Here is a 15,375-nt window from a genome sequence, read left to right as displayed (position 1 = left end):
AACATAAAAGACGCAACTACAAGTAGTTACGCCTTCTCCATTATTTATCTAGGTTTTTTCTTCCCAGTAAATGCTGGTTTCTTTTTCTTTGGTGCTTTCGGTTTCGTTTCTACAAATGATCCGTTGAACATTTCTTGCTTCGTAAACACGATACCTAATTTTTTTGCAAATTGAAGTAGTTTACGCTCTTCTTGTTGTGTTACAAGAGAAACGACAGTTCCTTCTTTACCCATACGTCCTGTACGTCCTGAGCGGTGAATATATTGGTCTACTGTGTCTGGTAACTCTAAGTGGATTACATGTGTTAAATCATCGATATCTATTCCACGTGCTGCAATATCAGTAGCAAGTAAAATTTCTAATTTCCCGCTGCGGAAAGCACGCATCGTTGCTTCACGCTCTTGCTTACTTGCCTCTGAATGAAGAGCTGCTGCTTTCATTTTACGGAATTGCAATTTCTGAGTAATTTCATCTAAACGGAATGGGTCATTTAAGAAAGCAACTGCTTTTACATCGCCCATATGCATAATTCTTCTTACGTAATCATTTTTTTCGCGTCGCTCACAAATGATATACGTATGCTCAACTAAGCTTTTTGACTCTGCACGTGTTATACGTACTAATTGTGGTTCAACTGCTAAATCACGTGCAGCATCTTCTGCCACTTTTGTAATTGTCGCCGAGAAGAATACTAATTGACGATCCCGCATTGTAGATTTAATTACATCTTGTACTGCGCCCATCATCTTTTGTTTTACAATTTGATCAAACTCATCAAATACAATCGTTTTCACTTCATGCATCTTTAGCTTTTTCATTCGAATTAATTCTAAAATACGTCCTGGTGAACCGACAATTACTCTCGGGTGTTTCTTTAATTTTTCAACTTGGCGCTTAATATCTGCACCACCAATTAAAGATGCCCCTGAAATTTCAGTCCCTGCTGTAAACTTTTGAACCTCTTCGTGAATTTGCATGACAAGCTCACGTGTTGGCGCTAAAACAACAACTTGTGGTTGTTTTACTTCAGGATTAATTTTATGTAAAAGGGGTAATAAGTACGCTAATGTTTTTCCTGTTCCAGTTGGAGATTCAGCTATAACGTCTTGTCCTTCTAAAATAGTTGGAATCGCTTGTTTTTGAATTTCAGTTAATTCTTTAAAACCAGCCTTCTCCCAAGCTTGTTGTAAAAATGGTTGCATATCTTTTATCATTTGTTTTTCTCCTTTATCTCTATTTTTGAAGAAAATGTTGTATTGTTCGCACCGTTTCTATCATGTGTGAAATAACAGCTATTAAATCATCAACATGGTCTTCTGTAATCGCTTTTTGAAATATAACCTCTACCTTATTATGATATGAAATCGCTTGCTTATTATATTCGTATGAAATTTTCTGCGTAATCATTCTTTCTTTTCCCCATATAGAATGCATGAAATTTTCAATTTCTTCACACACTACCTCTGGCTTTTCTATCGGGAATGAAAATGCTAACTTCATTTCACAACCTGGTGTAAATTGTGGGACTTCCAATATTTCACCAGATAAGTTCTTTGCATCTACAGATAGTGAAAATGTTGCTTCTACTAACTGTTCGAACGGCTCTGTTAATTGAAATGAAATATTGTATATACGACTTAATGAGGCAAGGTCCATCATATCTTTTCGATCTGTTACAAGAATATCTCCATGTAAATCAAAATCATAAACAGCACCTTCTACGATTACTTTTAAATTATCAAAAGCAGTTGGATCAAACATAATTTCCTCCAAAAAACAGGCGCCTTTCGATGGAAAGGCGCCACTTGATGTATATATAGTTTACAGATAAACGAGATGAATTACAACCTTTTAGAATAAACCTACTGCTTTTCCATCTTCATTTACGTCCATTTGTAGTGCTGCTGGCTGTTTTGGAAGGCCTGGCATTGTTAACATTGTTCCTGTTAACGCAACGATAAATCCTGCACCAATTGATGGTTTCAGCTCACGAATTGTAACGATAAAGTCTGATGGACGACCTAATTTTGTTGCATCGTCAGAAAGAGAGTATTGTGTTTTCGCCATACAAATTGGTAGGTTACTCCATCCTTCTCCTTCATATTGAGCTAATTGCTTACGTGCTTTCGGAGCAAATTCAATATCTTTTGCACCGTACACTTTTTGAGCAATTGTACGGATTTTTTCTTCTAATGGTAATTCTAATTCATAAAGTGGTGCGTAGTTGTTCTCACCTTTTTCGATTTCTTTTAACACTTTTTCAGCAAGGTCAACTCCGCCTTGGCCACCTTTCTCCCAAACTTCCGTTAAGGATACTGCATAGCCACGCTCATTGCACCACTCTTGTAAGTATGCAACTTCTGCATCTGTATCTGTAATAAATTTATTAATTGCAATTACGAAAGGCACACCGAAGCTTTGAATTGTTTCAACATGCTTCTGTAAGTTTTCCATACCTTTTGCTAATGCGTCTACATTTTCTTCTTTTAATTGATCTTTTGCTACGCCACCATGCATTTTAAGCGCACGAATAGTCGCAACAATAACAACTGCTTCTGGTTTAATGCCAGCTGCACGAGCTTTAATATCTAAAAACTTCTCTGCACCTAAATCAGCACCGAATCCAGCTTCTGTAATAACATAATCACCTAATTTTGCTGCCATTGTTGTAGCGATAACACTGTTACAACCGTGAGCGATATTCGCAAATGGTCCGCCGTGAATGATAGCTGGTGTATTTTCTAACGTTTGTACTAAGTTTGGTTTTAATGCATCTTTTAATAATAATGTTAACGCACCTTCTACACCTAAATCTTTAACCGTTACAGGTTGATTTGCAAAGTTATAAGCAACTACGATGCGAGATAGACGCGCTTTTAAATCTTGAATATCTGTTGCAAGGCAGAATACCGCCATAATTTCAGATGCTACTGTAATATCAAAACCGTCTTCACGTGGTACACCTTGAACTGGTCCACCAAGACCAATTACTACGTTACGAAGGGCACGATCATTTAAGTCAACACAGCGTTTCCAAACGATTTTACGTGTATCAATTCCAAGTGTGTTTCCTTGTTGGATATGATTATCAATAAACGCCGCTAACGCGTTATTAGCAGTTGTGATCGCATGGATATCTCCAGTAAAGTGAAGGTTAATGTCTTCCATAGGTACAACCTGTGAAAAACCACCACCTGCTGCTCCGCCTTTTAGTCCCATTGTTGGTCCAAGAGATGGTTCGCGAAGTGCAATTACTGTTTTCTTACCAATTTTATTAAAAGCTTGACCTAAACCAACTGTTACTGTTGATTTACCTTCTCCAGCTGGAGTTGGGTTAATCGCTGTTACTAAAACAACTTTACCGTCTTTCTCGTTCTGTAAGCGCTTAAAAATGTCAAGAGATAACTTACCTTTATAATGCCCGTATGGCTCTAATTCATCTTCTAAAATATTTAATTCAGCTGCAATTTCTTGAATCTTCTTCATACTCGCTTCTTGTGCGATTTCAATGTCGGATTTAACTGTTGTAGTAGTTGTCATATACCCTAGTCCCCCTTTAATTGGTTCTGATGATATTGTATCAGTTTTTTGTATTTTCTGCACTTATTTACCTCCTAAAAATTCTTTCATTTCTTTATGCGTTTTTTAACATAAATACCCATAAGAAGGTTAACGATTGTTGTAACTCAATAGGTAGTTGACCTAGCATCTTCTCATTTACTCCGCGCTTATATACACCGATGCCATCTACAACTTCAAAACCTTGTTCTTTCGCTAACTGTTCAAACTCCCAAGGCATCATCGTATTACAAACAACGTCTTTGCCATATAAACGAGGATAACTGTTCTCTCGAGGCTTTGCTGTCGGTCCTAAAATTGCAATACATGCATACCCATCTCTTTTTAAAACGCGCTTTATCTCATTTAATGCTCGTAATGGCTCCTCGGTCCATTCTAAAGAATTTATTGCCATAATTGATTCGAATTGCTCATTTTCAAATGGTAAGGAAGAAAGATCCCCTTTTATAAAAGATAAATTCGGTCCTTCTCCACGCTCCTTCCCTTTTTGAATCATCACTTCTGATAAATCTACTCCAACTGCTTTATAGCCCGCGCGACTTAATTTATATGTACCATATCCATCCCCACAACCAACATCGAGCACCTGAGCTTCTTTCTTCACATACTGTTCAAAAAATGGAATAATTGTACTCCTACTCCCGCTGTCCCACATCTCTTGACTATTTTGATTCCAAAATTCTGCACTACTATCCCATTTTTTCTCTGCTGATTCATGCCAATTAAATTTCGTCATACATTCCCCTGCCTTCACGTTTTATCACTCATTTCATTCTACATCATTTTCCAAAATTCCTGTTTATCTTCATTAGGAGATGTACAAGCTAATAATGGAATCTTTATTCTCCAATTTTTGCTTTACTTGGGTTTAACTCATACTCATGTTCTTCTCTTTGTGTAAGATACTATAGGTACACCCAATTGAAAGAGAGGGATGTACATGCGAAGAAAGAGAAATCATCATTTTAAAAGTGGTGAAAAACACGAAGAGTATGCAGCTGAAATATCACCAGCTGGCATACCAATTAGACATAAGCGTAAAGAAATTGCAAATGAAATAGAAGGTACAAACACCGGTGCAATGATAGGCTATGTCGCTTTATTTCTTTCGCTTTTCTCAATTGCATTTTATCCAGTTACACTCGGCTCTCTTGCGATTTTAGTCGGCTTATTAGCTGTCAATTTCGGAGCGAGAACACTTGGATATACAGCAATTGGTTTTGGTAGTTTTTCTGTTTTATTTACTTTACTCTATCCGCTTTCTTTGTCAGCGTTTTAAAAAAACACACCAAGTTATACTTGGTGTGTTCATTCGTGATACAACATAATATGACCGCATCCACAGCAATGTTTCGCTGTAATTTCTTGAAACACTGGATAATTTTCTTCATCCCTATGTTCAATAAACACCTTTTCAAAACGGTACATGTTTGGCGCATATGCCCAATCTTGTTTCGTACGTGCATACAAAGTTGAGGAAAAAAACTCCTCACCACCGCAAACGATACATGTATTCTTCATTACTATCCCTCCTATGCTTGTCTTACTTCATCTATATGAACATAAGCATAAGAAAAAGACCTTCTATTACTAGAAAGTCTTCTCTGAAACAAAAAGAAATGTACCAAACATTCCTACTCCGCTATATTCTTTCGTAACACCAGCTTCTGTTTTAAATGTTTGCTTTGCAGTCATAAAGAATACACCATTTCGTGCATCTGTACTTTCAAATTGTAATTTTTCTTTTTTACCATCTACATTTTGTGTGCATTCAAAACTACTCTCATCACATTTCAATGCATACTTATCCTCTACATATACTTTAAAATCCGATTCTTTCGGACAAGTAATAAGTAAAATCGCTACGAGAATAATACTTACAATACCCACAATTGTATAATATTTCTTCATTTGTACTCCTTTCAAATGACAAGAAAACTTGACTTCATGCGCCAAGTTTTCTTAGTCCACAACCCATTGCCATTCTTGTTCTTTCTTATCAAAAATAAGCCAGCCCGTCTCTGTTGCTTCTTCTTTCAATTCATCGATATTATCTAGCACCTCATCCGTACTTTCATACGAACCAACTACATATACCGGAATTTCAAGACCTCTTCTTGACTCAATTTTCCCTGCTAGATCAATATAAAGACCGTCCTCCATTAATGGAAGAAGCCCCATGATCACTTCTTTCGAAATTGCTGGGAAAATTTTTGATTTTTGGAACAAAGAAAAACGTTTCTTACCGAAAGCACCGAGTTTATAAGGAATGACTTTACTTAACATCCCTACAAAGTCAGCAATTCTACGATAATACACTTTGTTGTACCATCCGTCATCATGTGAAAAATAAACAAATCTATTTTTCAATAGCGGAAAGAATGTTCTTGCAAGTGGTTCTTTTTTGTGAGCCAAATATAAAAGCTCTGCAATTTCTTTTGGCTCTAATTCATCTAAATCGCTTGCATCATCAAAATCTACCCAACAAAATTCATCAAATTCATCAATCTCTGCTTGAATTAGCTTATGTATATTTTCTTCCTCAACATATTCAAATAAAGTATGATAATGAAAATCTGTCCATTCAAAGTTATGCTTCAAAAGCAACACTTGATGAAGCGGTGAAGGGATGTTACTTGCAAACTCTTTAAACGTAATTCCTGATGTAATAAAACAATGACCCCGACGATTACCATTAATATATATCATATTTTTTACTTGGTCAGATCCTCCAGACAAAGCACCTAGCCACCTTCGTTTTATATGTTTCAATTCTATAGCATATTTTAACATGAAAAATTTTAGAAACATAGAAAAAAATTCAAAAACTATTTACAATTTCATGTGTTTTATTACATAGTGATTACAAGAAAAAACACCTGCTCGTGAGCAGGCGTTTTTAAAGGATTTCATCTGGGTTTTGAGGATGATGATTTCCCTCTTTCTTTTCATCTTTTTGGAACATCGATTGAATTTTATCAATTGTTTGTGGAGCTAATTCAATCATTTTTTCTGCTAAATGTGTCGCATTTTGTAGATGCAGAATATTTACTCCATCTTTATTCACTACAAGAAATGCTACTGGTGTAATAGAAACACCACCCGCGCTACCGCCACCAAATGCAGGGTTACCGTTCGCTCTTTGTCCATCATTCGTTTGGAAATCAGAACCTCCTGCTCCAAACCCGAACGCTACTTTAGAAACCGTTAACACCACACCACCGTCAGCCGTTTGAACAGGCTCCCCAACAATCGTATTCACATCGACCATTTCTTTTAAATTTTCCATTGCCGCTTTCATTAACCCTTGAATTGGATGATCCACCGTTCATAACCTCCTTTGTCATATCTTTCCTAGTTTTTCCGAAAGTTTGTGAACTAAACATAAAATTTTATATTGATTTCAAAAAACTTAAGTTGTAATATTCAGAAAAATAAAAAAGAGGTAGATTCGTTATGATGCGAAAATTAACAAAGAAAGATCATAAACAAGTATTTTCCTTTCTAAAAGAAGAGGCAGCCCTTAACTTGTTTATTATTGGGGATATTGAGGCTTTCGGTTATGATACAGATTTCCAAGAACTATGGGGAGTATTTAAGGAGGATAGAACATTACAATCGATTTTACTCCGCTTCCATGATGCATTCATACCATATAGTAAAGAAGCATTTGTTACATCTGATTATGAGACGCTTCTTTCCTCATATATGCCGCTTAAACTATCTGGCAAGTCAACTATCGTAGAAAAATTTGAAACTTCTCCTGCTATTCAACTAGGTGCCAAAAGTGATATGTATTTTTGTGAATGTCTAAATGGCAACAGCTTACCTGACACGCCTATTCATGAAACGATTAAGCTTGCATCAATAGATGATGTAGATCGAATTATGCAATTAAGAAGTAGCATCGATGAATTCCCGACTGCTAATGAATCAGAGAAAATATTAAGACAAGCTCTCGAAACAAATACGGGACGTACTTATTATATTGAAAAAGACGGCGTAATCATCGCATCCGCCTCTACTTCCGCTGAAAATTCATTATCCGCTATGGTTGTTGGCGTATGTACACACCCGAATTATCGCGGAAATGGCTACGCTTCACTCATATTACAAAAAATGATTCAAGACTTTACGAAAGAAGGCCGAACACTTTGCTTATTTTATAACAATCCAGCTGCTGGACGAATTTATAAACGTCTAGGATTTAAAGACATTGGAATGTGGACGATGTATCGATAATAAGGGGTACTTTATAAGCAGAAATAGTTATAACTTAACAATAAAAGCAGATTATACACAATTTCATACTGTTATTATGAAGATAAAGAAGCTACTTGCGGAGCAATACTCTAACTAAAACATGTTATGTATTCAAGCTAAATTTAGATAGATAAACGCCCCAATTGTTGCATCTACTCCAGCAATTGGGGCGTTTACCCTCAAATTCTTCCCACTATATTTATGAAACATTTATTCCACTTATGTCGCTATTATCATTACGTGCAAATGCTCTCCTTAATATTACTGCTTCTTATTATACTGTGCTTTAAAATCAATATATTCCTGTCTCGCATCCTGATTATTGCCTTGGTGACTATCAAAAGATGTATGTATTTGTGATATATATTTTACTAACTTACCTTCATCATTTCTCTTCTTATAATCCACTACAATACTTACTTCCAATATCTGCTTTGAACCATTTTTAGAATCAATATGCAATGCGATTGATCCACCACCATATTCATCATATTGTATTTTCAGATTATCATTAATGATACTCTGAAACTCTAATTCAGTTAGCTTATACCCAACGGTACTAGGTTGATCAAACTTTTTTATATCATCCCCGGGCTTCATCTTTAGTTTCCCTATCCCTTTTAAACGATCTACAATTAAGTTCACGTATGAAACATCTAGATTTGAATCCGGACTTTGCACCTTTTCATTTTTATACATAATATTTGTACTATAATTAACTTTTTCTTTATAATTTTTATCATCTACTTCCGAGGTAATTTCTTGTGTTGTATTCCCATATAAACTTTTATCTTTTATATTATATACGCCTGTCGAAGTTTGGTAGATTGTTTTACTATGCTCTCCATCTTCTTTTTGTTCATATGTACTATATATTCCTCTTTGTTCCACAAAAGCATACCCATCATCACTCGCAGACATAACCTTTTTCATGTCACCTTCATCCAATGCCTTAACAAATGGCTCATACTCTATCTTTTCTTCAAAAAAACTACATGCTTGTAATAGGCTGATTGCTATTATGATCGGAATTATTTTAGAAACCCTTTTTTTATTCATTTCATCATCACACTACTCTCTACATTTTCAACCAGATAATCTTTTAATCACATTACATAATTTGATTTTTTTCAGTAGTTAAAATACTCTCATTTAAACCACTACTCTTTTCACCATCAAAACTTACAATACACACTTTCTTTATGCCTTACGTTTCGATTTACCTTTTTTATTTTTCTTTCGATATCTTGGAGTCTCTCTTTTATGTTGCTCCCACGTTTTATTAAATGATGGAAATTTAAATCTGCAATATGCTAATAGCTGAAATTCAGCTGCACCGATTGCTATCGTATACATTAAAAAGGTCCCTACTACATACATAAATAAATCATCAAACCCATAATCGTTATGAAAATATAGCAAAATAAGAATAGTTGCTGCGTATAGTGTAGCACCCTTCATCATATCCCCTTTTGTTTTACTAAAGAAAGAGGCAGACCTTTCATCCATACTAAACGCACCTTCACTCGCTTGTTTAAACGTATCAATCGTTGTCACAATATGAACAACAACTGCTCCTAAAAGTAATAAACCCACATACATTATTGTAATCCAGTCAATTGAATTATTAGCCATTTTAGTAACAGTCAAAGCAATAGGAGCTATTGTTGCCAATTGGAATGAACATAATAATACGACAAGGGTTTGTAGTTTTTGAAATTTAAATTGAGCTATCGGAAATGAATAAATAACGAAAAGAATTATTTGTATAATATATAAAAATACTTCTAACTTAACAATTCCTATATTAAAGAGAAGCATGCAGTAATCCCACCCAGCTGATAAAACAATAGAAAAAATTGTTATTGAACTAAATAGTATTCCTCCAAACATAAACCCTGTAGCACCTTGAGGGTCTAAACGATATTCACATGTCATCCTAAACTTATCTAAATCTTCTTCTTTTATATTCCACATCCTGGCTCTTCACCTTCTATACGTTTCAATTATTTTTCGAGTACTAAAATTCTATTAATATATTATTTATCCCGCTTTAATGGGCAGTAAGACCCCCAGCTCAAAATTCAGCGAAAGCAAAGAATTTTGGTGGGGGATCAACTGCCCATAAAAGTCCGATTGGTTCAACTAATAATCAGTGGGGGATGAAGAAAACCCCCACTGATTAAAGTTTCACTTTATTTTTCGTTTTGAATTTCTTATTTTATTTTCGACTCTCCCACGCATTCTCTCATTCTCTTCCCACGTCATATGAAATGACTTAAATTTGAATCTACAGTACGCCAATAGTTGGAATTCTGCCGCTCCGATTGCAACCGCATACATTAATACAGTTCCCACTCCATACATAACAAAAAAATCAATTGAATAATCATTTTGAAAATACATTAAAATAAGTAGTATTAATATATATATTATAGCCCCCCTTTATCATAGCTCCTTTTGTCTTACTAAAAAAAGAGGTGGATCTTTCATCACTACTAAATGCACCTTCACTTGCTTGTTTAAATGTATCTAGCGTTGCTACAATATGGATAATAACTGCTCCTACAACTAGTAGCCCGGTATACATCCTACCAATTGAATTGTCAGCCATTTCAGAAACAATCGAAACTACAAATAATATCGTTCCAAGTTGAAACGCATATAGTAATACGATTAGCGTTTGTAACTTTTGAAATTTATAACATGCTTTCGGAAATAGATATATAATTAAAAATATAATTTGAATACTAAATAACACAATTTCAGTTTTAACAATAGTTCTATCAAAAAAATTGTTGTAGTAATTCAAATCCCCTACAAAAATAACAAACATAAATATCGAAATATAAAATATTGTTCCAAGCATAAATCCCGTAGCACCCTCAGGACTTAAACGCCCTTTACATGTCATCCTAAACTTATCTAAATCTTCTTCTTTTATATCCCACATCCTGACTCTTCACCCTCTATAAGGTTTAAATAATTCTCATATACTTAAATTGCATTTCACTCTTACTTACTTTTCGTTTTGGATTTTGTATCTCGCTTTCGAATTCTCCCACGCATTCTCTCATTCTCTTCCCACGTCATATGAAATGACTTGAATTTGAATCTACAATACACTAAGAGCTGGAACTCTGCCGCTCCTATTGCTACTGCATACATAATAACATTACACATAACATAACCAAACATTGTGTTTAATGAATAATTATTATTTATATAAATTAAAACAAGAAGAATTATCACATAAATTACAGCACCTTGTATAACATGTCCCTTTGTTTTACTAAAAAACGAAGCTGATTTGTCCTCACTACTAAATGCACCTTCGCTTGCTTGTTTAAATATATCAACTGTTGTCACAATATGAACAATAATTCCACCTAATACTAATAGACCTACATAAACACGTGTATGGAGATCAATTGAATGCTCTATCATCCCAGAAAGTACAAATAAAGTGCATCCGATAGTTCCAAGTTGAAATGCATATAATAATATAACGAGCGTTTGTAATTTTTGAAATTTATAACGTGCTTTAGGGAATAAATATAGAATTAAAAACATTACTTGCAAACCATATAACACTAATTCAATCCTAACAATTACCTTATCAAACAAGGTAGTATAATAATCCATTCCTCCCACAAAAATAATAACCATAAATAATGAAGTATAAAATATCGTTCCGAGCATAAAACCCGCAGCACCTTCAGGACTTAAACGCCCTTTACATGTCATTCGAAACTTATATAAATCTTCTTCTTTTATATTCCACACCCTGACATTTCACCTTCTATACAGTTTAAATAATTTTCTTGCACTAAAATTCTATTACATTCTTAATATTTTTAAGTACATAGATCTTTGTAAAACTAAATTCAGAAAATCTTTTAAGTATACCATTACCACATTAATTACCATAATCATATACTCAGAATGCTTTTTGATAAATCAAATAGTATCCTTTCTCCTCAAAAGTTCCAAATATTCTTCTTTCAATTAAGTATAACCGTCTTCTTGTCACCTTCATTCAATGCCTTTATTAGGCTCTCATACTCTATTTTGATTTCCCAAAACTATACGCGCTCAGCAAAACATAACTGTCATCACAGTAACTATTTTTTACTACCCCTTTACTCATATCTTCACAACATTTATCATTCTCAAAATTCAATCAAAATATGTTATTTTTGATTTATATACTCTTTTTCATAATTTACATATTCTTTTTTGGAACTTTGATTATTCTCTTCTCTGGTATGATAATATGTTAAAATTTCTTGATTGCGTTTTATAAGCTTATCTTCTTTTCTTTCTTCATAATTTACCGATATTGTTATTTGTATTATTCTCATTTGATTTTCTTTTGTATCATTAGGCGTATTAAATTCAATCATCAATATTGCAGAATCAAATTTATCATATTTTAAATTTAACTTGTCATTTATTATGCTTTTAAACTGTAATTCAGTTAAATCATAGCTTATTATGCTCGGTTCACTAAATCTTTTTGTATCTTCACTCGGTTTCAATTTACTAAGTTCATTTAATCCTCTAAACATTAATTTTACATATGAAACATTCATAGCTTGATCCTGGGCTATTGAACGGGATTTTTCATTTTTTAAATTTGTACTATAGACCGTTTCTTTTTTGTAATTTTGATTACTACCAACGTTTTTATCATTTTTTATATCAGTAGCAATCTTTTGAGTTGTTTTCCCATATAAGTCGTTATCTTTCACATTATATATTCCATGGGTTGTTTGATATATTATCCTGCTATGTTCACCATCTTCTTTTTCTTCATAAGTACTGTCGCTAGTCTCTTCTTTCACATATGCATATCCATCATCACTCGCAGACATTACCGTCTTCATATCACCTTCATCCAATGCCTTTACTAATCTCTCATACTCTATTTTTGTTTCCCCGAAACTGCACGCGCTTAGTAAAAACATTACAGTCATTACAATAACTATTTTTTTAACTAACCTTTTACTCATACCATAACTACACCTTTCCCCTTATTTTATACATTACTTGCTATTCGAATATTGTTTTTCATACTTCTCATATCGGGTTTTAGAAGCTTTATCGTTATCTTCTTTACTATTTAAATAGATTGCTATTTTTTGATCATGCCTTATTAATCGGCCTTTTTTATTCTTTTTTTCATATCCCATTGTGATGCTTATTGTAGTGAATTCCATTGGATTTTCTTTTGAATCTTTCGCCGAACTAAATTCCATTAATAATATTGCTTCATCAAATTTATCGTAGTCCACCTTTAACTTATTATTAATTATTTCTTGAAATTGCGATTCAGTTAAGTAATATGTTACCTTGGATGACTCACTAAATCTTTTTTTATCTTTTTTGGGTCTTAAACTATCTATTCCCTTTAATCTATTAAATATAAATCGAACATTCGAAACGTCCAAATTTTGATCTGGACTTTTTGATTGATTATCTTCATATTTAATACTAGTTCTATATACAATCTCTTCTTTTTTTTGCTCACTATTTAATGAACTAGCAATTTCTTGCAAAGTTGTTCCATAGAACTTTTTTTCTTTAATATTGTATACTCCTCCTGTTGTTTGATATACAACGCTAATGCGATTATCATTTTCCGCCCAAAACGTGCTATCCCTAATCTCTTCTTTTACATAAGCATACCCGCCATCACTCGCAGACATAACCGTCTTCATATCACCTTCATCCAACGCCTTTACTAATCTCTCATACTCTATCTTCGTCTCCCCAAAACCACATCCACTTAATAAACTTGCTACTATTGACAGAACTATCATCATCTTAGATTTTTTCTTTAACTTCATACTGACACCCCGTTAGTTACTATAGGCATTTTTAGGTTCATTATGTTCCCTTTTGGAAAGTAATACACTTCACCTTTACTTACTGCTATTTATTCACTTATGCAGATTAAATTGAATATTCTTTAATTTTCAATAGCATCGATTTATATACAATCCTTAATTGCTCATATATTCTATTCGAATTTTCAGAAACCAAAACTTATTTTATTTCTTTAGTTTTCTTTTTTTCCTTCTCTTCATAAAGCTTTAGTCTTTTCTGACGTTCCATTTCGTGTTCCTCCCACGAAATATAAAATGATGGAAATTTAAATCTGCAATAGGCTAATAATTGGAACTCTGCTGCACCTATGGCTACCGCGTACATTACAAGGGTTCCTGCCATATACCCCACTAAAACCCCTGTTTCATAATTATTATGAAAATAAATTAAAATAAGAAGGGTTAGTACATATATCGTAACACCAATCATTGCATTGCCTTTTGTTTTACTAAAAAATGAAGTTGCTCTTTCATCCATACTAAATGCTCCACTCTCTGCTTGTTTAAACGTATCAATCGTTGTCACAATATGAACAACAACTGCTCCTAGAAACAATAAACCCACATACAATAATGTAATTTGATCAATTGAATAATTCGAAATTGCTGGAAGTATAAATAATGTGAATCCTATAGTTCCTAGCTGAAATGCAAATAATAATATCACAAATGCTTGCAACTTTTGATATTTGAAACGAGCTTTTGGAATTAGATATAGAATGAAAAAGATTACTTGCAAACCATATAACACTAATTCAATACTAACAATTATTTTGTCAAAGAGATTTGGATAATAACCCCAGCCAAATTTAAATAATGCTCCCAAAATAAAAAGCATGAATAATGAACTATAAACTATTCCTCCAAACATAAACCCCATAGAATATTCTGGGCTTAAGCGATTTCTACATGTTATTTTAAATTCATCTAAATCTTTTTCTTTTATATTCCACATATAATTACACCATCTTTTCTAAAATCATATAATAACTCTATTTTTGTAGATAAACTGAGAGTAAATAAATATTTTTGATATTTATTATTAAACTAACTTTTCTTTAAAGTCTATATCTATCCTCATTTGCAAAATTTGTTTTGGATTTTTTGGACACCCAGGTGCAATACGATTGTTGCTCCATCAAATTCATCGCATTGTATCTTTAATTTATTATTAATAATATTTTTAAATTCAGATTCAAAGTGCCCTAATAAAGTTATCTTCTTTCCTTTATTACCCGCCTTGACTTTTTCATAAATTTTTTCTGCTTGACTATACTGAAATTCCGCTAATGACCCCAATATAGGTGAATTAGTTAAATTATGCAGCCAAATTGCTCCATCGGTTGCTAAATCGCCTATTTGGCTCGGTTGGGTTCCAACGTATACAATGAAAATTTCATGCGTGTTTCTATCCTCCAAAGCATATGCCCCAAATCCAGTTTCTGAATGAATATCATTAGAAGCTATAAGATTCGCATTAAAGTTGTCTTGTAACTTCTGTTTATTTATTATTGGATCAGAATTATTATATTTTTTCTTGTGCATTATAATCATAAATATCTTTTGCCGATAATCTTAATTTTCCTAAATCACTACTTAATTTATAATCTTCCTCGTTCACCATATTCTCCTCCTTATATAT

The 15,375-nt window shown here is 33.4% G+C and carries 17 protein-coding genes and 3 pseudogenes; 2 read left to right on the top strand and 18 right to left on the bottom strand.

Translation table 11 applies throughout. The features are described 5' to 3' along the window. Nucleotides 1–44: 44 nt before the first annotated feature. The 4 genes from ACLBWW_RS16550 to ACLBWW_RS16535 all read right to left on the bottom strand — a co-directional run bounded on the left by ACLBWW_RS16550 (nucleotide 45) and on the right by ACLBWW_RS16535 (nucleotide 4,315). Nucleotides 45–1,214, bottom strand: coding sequence for a DEAD/DEAH box helicase (locus tag ACLBWW_RS16550; protein ID WP_048540973.1), 1,170 nt, complete (start codon nucleotides 1,212–1,214; stop codon nucleotides 45–47). 19 nt (nucleotides 1,215–1,233) lie between these two features. After that, the gene (locus ACLBWW_RS16545) at nucleotides 1,234–1,761 is read right to left on the bottom strand and encodes a hypothetical protein (protein WP_116443145.1); all 528 of its coding nucleotides are present in this window, start codon (nucleotides 1,759–1,761) and stop codon (nucleotides 1,234–1,236) included. 90 nt (nucleotides 1,762–1,851) lie between these two features. After that, nucleotides 1,852–3,540, bottom strand: a complete 1,689-nt coding sequence (locus ACLBWW_RS16540; RefSeq protein ID WP_012644371.1) for a formate--tetrahydrofolate ligase — start codon at nucleotides 3,538–3,540, stop codon at nucleotides 1,852–1,854. 94 nt (nucleotides 3,541–3,634) lie between these two features. Next, entirely contained in the window at nucleotides 3,635–4,315 is a 681-nt protein-coding gene (locus ACLBWW_RS16535; RefSeq protein WP_060488566.1) for a class I SAM-dependent methyltransferase, read from the bottom strand. Between the two features lie 204 nt (nucleotides 4,316–4,519). On the opposite strand from ACLBWW_RS16535, the gene ACLBWW_RS16530 reads away from it, so the two are divergent. Continuing rightward, complete coding sequence (locus ACLBWW_RS16530; protein ID WP_048540980.1) at nucleotides 4,520–4,858, top strand: hypothetical protein; 339 nt, start codon at nucleotides 4,520–4,522, stop codon at nucleotides 4,856–4,858. 29 nt (nucleotides 4,859–4,887) lie between these two features. Here the strand turns inward: ACLBWW_RS16530 and ACLBWW_RS16525 are convergent, their stop codons facing one another. The 4 genes from ACLBWW_RS16525 to ytfJ form a co-directional block, all read right to left on the bottom strand. Further along, nucleotides 4,888–5,100, bottom strand: a complete 213-nt coding sequence (locus ACLBWW_RS16525; protein WP_000798747.1) for a hypothetical protein — start codon at nucleotides 5,098–5,100, stop codon at nucleotides 4,888–4,890. A gap of 69 nt (nucleotides 5,101–5,169) precedes the next feature. Then, nucleotides 5,170–5,490 carry a hypothetical protein gene (locus ACLBWW_RS16520; RefSeq protein WP_048540982.1) on the bottom strand — a complete coding sequence of 107 codons (321 nt, stop codon included), beginning with the start codon at nucleotides 5,488–5,490 and terminating at the stop codon, nucleotides 5,170–5,172. Between the two features lie 51 nt (nucleotides 5,491–5,541). Beyond that, nucleotides 5,542–6,318, bottom strand: coding sequence for an oxalate:formate antiporter (locus tag ACLBWW_RS16515; RefSeq protein WP_000014094.1), 777 nt, complete (start codon nucleotides 6,316–6,318; stop codon nucleotides 5,542–5,544). A gap of 160 nt (nucleotides 6,319–6,478) precedes the next feature. Beyond that, a complete protein-coding gene (gene ytfJ, locus ACLBWW_RS16510) occupies nucleotides 6,479–6,904 on the bottom strand; it encodes a GerW family sporulation protein (RefSeq protein ID WP_000349987.1) in 426 nt (141 codons plus the stop codon). A 131-nt stretch (nucleotides 6,905–7,035) separates the two neighbouring features. Here ytfJ and ACLBWW_RS16505 point away from each other — a divergent pair, with 131 nt between their 5' ends. Further along, nucleotides 7,036–7,821 carry a GNAT family N-acetyltransferase gene (locus tag ACLBWW_RS16505; protein ID WP_048540984.1) on the top strand — a complete coding sequence of 262 codons (786 nt, stop codon included), beginning with the start codon at nucleotides 7,036–7,038 and terminating at the stop codon, nucleotides 7,819–7,821. A gap of 282 nt (nucleotides 7,822–8,103) precedes the next feature. On the opposite strand, the gene ACLBWW_RS16500 is transcribed toward ACLBWW_RS16505, so the two are convergent. The 10 genes and pseudogenes from ACLBWW_RS16500 to ACLBWW_RS16455 form a co-directional block, all read right to left on the bottom strand. Beyond that, nucleotides 8,104–8,877 (bottom strand): DUF3952 domain-containing protein, encoded by a 774-nt coding sequence (locus tag ACLBWW_RS16500; RefSeq protein WP_048541013.1) that lies wholly within the window; start codon nucleotides 8,875–8,877, stop codon nucleotides 8,104–8,106. A 165-nt stretch (nucleotides 8,878–9,042) separates the two neighbouring features. Beyond that, nucleotides 9,043–9,819 (bottom strand): hypothetical protein, encoded by a 777-nt coding sequence (locus ACLBWW_RS16495; protein ID WP_048540986.1) that lies wholly within the window; start codon nucleotides 9,817–9,819, stop codon nucleotides 9,043–9,045. Nucleotides 9,820–10,032: 213 nt separating this feature from the next. Further along, nucleotides 10,033–10,795: pseudogene (locus ACLBWW_RS16490) on the bottom strand (hypothetical protein). A 62-nt stretch (nucleotides 10,796–10,857) separates the two neighbouring features. Then, complete coding sequence (locus ACLBWW_RS16485) at nucleotides 10,858–11,628, bottom strand: hypothetical protein (protein ID WP_098144265.1); 771 nt, start codon at nucleotides 11,626–11,628, stop codon at nucleotides 10,858–10,860. Nucleotides 11,629–11,846: 218 nt separating this feature from the next. Then, nucleotides 11,847–11,894 (bottom strand): hypothetical protein, encoded by a 48-nt coding sequence (locus tag ACLBWW_RS16480; protein WP_257141962.1) that lies wholly within the window; start codon nucleotides 11,892–11,894, stop codon nucleotides 11,847–11,849. 141 nt (nucleotides 11,895–12,035) lie between these two features. Beyond that, nucleotides 12,036–12,857 carry a DUF3952 domain-containing protein gene (locus ACLBWW_RS16475; protein ID WP_447614132.1) on the bottom strand — a complete coding sequence of 274 codons (822 nt, stop codon included), beginning with the start codon at nucleotides 12,855–12,857 and terminating at the stop codon, nucleotides 12,036–12,038. A gap of 33 nt (nucleotides 12,858–12,890) precedes the next feature. Beyond that, complete coding sequence (locus tag ACLBWW_RS16470; protein WP_048540991.1) at nucleotides 12,891–13,694, bottom strand: DUF3952 domain-containing protein; 804 nt, start codon at nucleotides 13,692–13,694, stop codon at nucleotides 12,891–12,893. Nucleotides 13,695–13,893: 199 nt separating this feature from the next. Beyond that, nucleotides 13,894–14,688: a hypothetical protein gene (locus ACLBWW_RS16465; protein WP_048540994.1), complete on the bottom strand. Its 795-nt coding sequence runs from the start codon at nucleotides 14,686–14,688 to the stop codon at nucleotides 13,894–13,896. A 96-nt stretch (nucleotides 14,689–14,784) separates the two neighbouring features. After that, a pseudogene (locus tag ACLBWW_RS16460) lies at nucleotides 14,785–14,930 on the bottom strand (DUF3952 domain-containing protein); the annotation flags it as partial. 3 nt (nucleotides 14,931–14,933) lie between these two features. Beyond that, nucleotides 14,934–15,357: pseudogene (locus ACLBWW_RS16455) on the bottom strand (lipase); the annotation flags it as partial. Between the last annotated feature and the right edge of the window lie 18 nt (nucleotides 15,358–15,375).

The organism is Bacillus sp. M5A3_1b (assembly GCF_053345335.1).
The sequence above is the reverse complement of the archived record's forward strand: the minus strand, read 5'-3'. Positions and strand labels throughout refer to the sequence as shown.

Coding starts and splice junctions, on each gene's coding strand:
- ACLBWW_RS16545 (WP_116443145.1), bottom strand. CDS start 1,761: ATGTTTGATCCAACTGCTTTTGATAATTTAAAAGTAATCGTAGAAGGT.
- ACLBWW_RS16470 (WP_048540991.1), bottom strand. CDS start 13,694: ATGAAGTTAAAGAAAAAATCTAAGATGATGATAGTTCTGTCAATAGTA.
- ACLBWW_RS16540 (WP_012644371.1), bottom strand. CDS start 3,540: ATGACAACTACTACAACAGTTAAATCCGACATTGAAATCGCACAAGAA.
- ACLBWW_RS16525 (WP_000798747.1), bottom strand. CDS start 5,100: ATGAAGAATACATGTATCGTTTGCGGTGGTGAGGAGTTTTTTTCCTCA.
- ACLBWW_RS16475 (WP_447614132.1), bottom strand. CDS start 12,857: ATGAGTAAAAGGTTAGTTAAAAAAATAGTTATTGTAATGACTGTAATG.
- ACLBWW_RS16505 (WP_048540984.1), top strand. CDS start 7,036: ATGATGCGAAAATTAACAAAGAAAGATCATAAACAAGTATTTTCCTTT.
- ACLBWW_RS16520 (WP_048540982.1), bottom strand. CDS start 5,490: ATGAAGAAATATTATACAATTGTGGGTATTGTAAGTATTATTCTCGTA.
- ACLBWW_RS16465 (WP_048540994.1), bottom strand. CDS start 14,688: ATGTGGAATATAAAAGAAAAAGATTTAGATGAATTTAAAATAACATGT.
- ACLBWW_RS16550 (WP_048540973.1), bottom strand. CDS start 1,214: ATGATAAAAGATATGCAACCATTTTTACAACAAGCTTGGGAGAAGGCT.
- ACLBWW_RS16530 (WP_048540980.1), top strand. CDS start 4,520: ATGCGAAGAAAGAGAAATCATCATTTTAAAAGTGGTGAAAAACACGAA.
- ACLBWW_RS16535 (WP_060488566.1), bottom strand. CDS start 4,315: ATGACGAAATTTAATTGGCATGAATCAGCAGAGAAAAAATGGGATAGT.
- ACLBWW_RS16495 (WP_048540986.1), bottom strand. CDS start 9,819: ATGTGGAATATAAAAGAAGAAGATTTAGATAAGTTTAGGATGACATGT.